Source organism: Peribacillus sp. P4_C12, assembly GCF_056402095.1.
Window position 1 is genome coordinate 1 of the sequence record NZ_JBFUIB010000490.1, and the last position, 2,666, is coordinate 2,666.

The 2,666-nt window shown below is 41.0% G+C and carries 3 protein-coding genes and 1 pseudogene; all 4 read right to left on the reverse strand.

Translation table 11 applies throughout. The annotated features are described in order from the left end of the window. Positions 1–546, reverse strand: a 546-nt coding sequence (locus AC1DUW_RS25385; protein ID WP_477643776.1) for a phosphate ABC transporter ATP-binding protein, incomplete at its 3' end; no start/stop codon positions are given. Positions 547–562: 16 nt separating this feature from the next. Beyond that, the gene (pstA, locus tag AC1DUW_RS25390; protein WP_053346966.1) at positions 563–1,441 is read right to left on the reverse strand and encodes a phosphate ABC transporter permease PstA; all 879 of its coding nucleotides are present in this window, start codon (positions 1,439–1,441) and stop codon (positions 563–565) included. Between the two features lie 3 nt (positions 1,442–1,444). After that, complete coding sequence (gene pstC, locus AC1DUW_RS25395; RefSeq protein ID WP_053346967.1) at positions 1,445–2,386, reverse strand: phosphate ABC transporter permease subunit PstC; 942 nt, start codon at positions 2,384–2,386, stop codon at positions 1,445–1,447. Between the two features lie 85 nt (positions 2,387–2,471). Continuing rightward, a pseudogene (locus AC1DUW_RS25400) lies at positions 2,472–2,666 on the reverse strand (phosphate-binding protein); the annotation flags it as partial.

The window sequence follows — 2,666 nt, forward strand, 5'->3', positions numbered from 1 at the left end:
AAGGCGCTGTTGCTGTCCACCAGAAAGTCCATACGCATTTTCATGCAGACGGTCTTTCACTTCATCCCAAATGGCTGCTCCTTTTAAACTCTTTTCCACGATTTGATCAAGAATCTTTTTATTTTTGATACCGTGGATTTTTGGTCCGTATATAACATTTTCATAAATTGATTTAGGGAAGGGATTAGGTTTTTGGAAAACCATACCAACCTGTGTCCTTAAATCTTCTACCTTGTAAGACTGATCTAGAATATTGCGGTTCCKATATTTAATCTGCCCAGTCGTTTTAACATCTGGAACAAGTTCAATCATCCGATTTAACGTTTTGATGTAGGTAGATTTTCCACATCCTGAAGGCCCGATAATGGCGGTCACTTCATTTTGATACATATCTAGGTTAATATTTTTTAAAGCATGGTTTTCACCGTACCATAAATTGAGATCTGACGTTTCATACACCGTTTCCTTTAAGAAAACAGAATCTGCATTTTCATTTTCTATTCCAACTGTTGGAGCCTTTTTGGGTCCCGTTAATGTCATATTCATTCTTTCCTTCCTCCAATCAGTATCTTTTCTGGAACTTGTTACGGATTATGACAGCTATCGAATTCATTAAAATTAACAGGGCAAGTAAAACGATGATACCTGCAGCCGCAACCTGCTGAAATTCTTCCTGTGGTCGGGATGTCCAGTTATAGATTTGCATCGGTAGCACCGTAAAAGTATCCATGACCGATTGCGGTAAAAAGGCGATGAACAACGGGATACCAACCACCACTAATGGAGCCGTTTCCCCAATCGCCCGGGATAAAGCTAGTATTCCACCTGTCAAAATACCAGGTATCGCAGCTGGAAGAACCACTTTTAAAATTGTCTGCCACTTTGTTGCACCCATTCCATAAGAAGCTTCCCTTAAGTCACGCGGTACAGAACGTATGGCTTCCTGAGCTGCAACAATGATGACTGGCAAGACGAGTAGGCTCATCGTCAAACCTGCTGCCAACACGGAGCGATCCAAGGCTAGAGCCCTAACGAAAACCGTCAAACCGAGCAATCCAAATACAATTGACGGAACACCTGCCAGGTTGGATATATTCAACTTTATAAAAGATGTGATCCAATTCTTTCGTGCATATTCCTCTAAATAAATCGCCGTTCCCACACCGAGAAGAAGGGAAACTGGGGTAACGACAGCCATTAACCATATCGAACCGATAAGAGCTGCCTTTACACCAGCCTCTTCCGGTCTCCTTGAAGCGAAATTCTGGAAGAAATCAAAATTTAAATGACCAATTCCTTGAGTGAATATCCGATAAAATAAGATGGCCAATACCAGAAGGCCAAATAAGGTTGCTAAGAAGAATAAGCCTTTACATATCGAGTTAACCGCCAGCCGAGTGGGCATTTTTTTTACAACATGATTTTTGTTTATCAGTTTCATGTTTTAATATTCCTCCCTGAACTTGCGGGAGATGAACTGCGCCAATAAATTCATAATAAGCGTAAAGACGAACAGTGTCATTCCAACCGCATATATGCTGTAGTAAATCGTTGTCCCGTACCCAGCGTCTCCAGTACTCACCTGTACGATATAGGCAGTCATCGTTTGAATAGAATTTGTGACGTCCATACTCATACTTGGAGTCGATCCACCTGCGACACTTACGATCATGGTCTCTCCAATTGCTCTGGATAAAGCCAGGACAATTGAAGCAACGATACCGGACATGGCCGCTGGCAATACCACTTTAATCGTCGTTTCCAGCTTTGTAGCACCTAGAGCATACGCACCTTCACGAATCGATTTCGGTACTGAGACAAGCGCATCTTCCGATAAAGAGGCAATCATCGGCATGATCATGATTCCTACCACAATCCCAGGACTTATAGCATTGAACATGTCAAGGGAAGGGAATATATCCCTCAATACTGGCGTTACAAAGGTTAAGGCAAAGAAGCCGTAAACGATAGTAGGGATTCCAGCTAAAACTTCTAAAATCGGCTTAATGATTCTCCGTGTTTTCTCTGATGCATATTCACTCAAGAAAATGGCGGTTGCAAGACCTATCGGAACTGCAACTATCGCCGCTATTACCGTTACCTTTAATGTTCCAACAACAAGTGGCATAACCCCAAATGAAGGCGTGGATGCAAAGGGTAACCATTTATGTCCTGTTAAAAACTCCACGATGGACACTTTCTCAAAAAATATAAAAGTTTCAAAAATCAACGTAAGGACTATCCCAATGGTAATTAATACAGAAATTACCGCTGTAAGGAACAACAGTTTAGGAATGAGTTTCTCTATATTCCATCTTTTTTTGCTTTTCTTTTCTAGAATTAATTGCTGTACAGAATAGGTATCTGTTTGTTTCGGTTCCAACATGTATCCTCCATTTCAGACACGCAATATTAAGGGGCTACCCAATCCCTCTATTTATACTAAGAGATTAGGCAGCCTGTTAAACTGATTATTTTTTTAGTTCGTTCAATTTTTCAAGATCCTTCTTGTACTCTTCTTCCGGTAAGCTGACGTAGCCTACTTCTTCAGAAAGCTCTCCAGCATTTTCAATGACGAATTGAGTATAATCAGCCACTTGTTCTTTTTCAGCTACACTTTTATTGGATACATATGTGTACAAAGGACGAGACAGTGGTGCATACTC

Coding starts and splice junctions, on each gene's coding strand:
- pstA (WP_053346966.1), bottom strand. CDS start 1,441: ATGAAACTGATAAACAAAAATCATGTTGTAAAAAAAATGCCCACTCGG.
- pstC (WP_053346967.1), bottom strand. CDS start 2,386: ATGTTGGAACCGAAACAAACAGATACCTATTCTGTACAGCAATTAATT.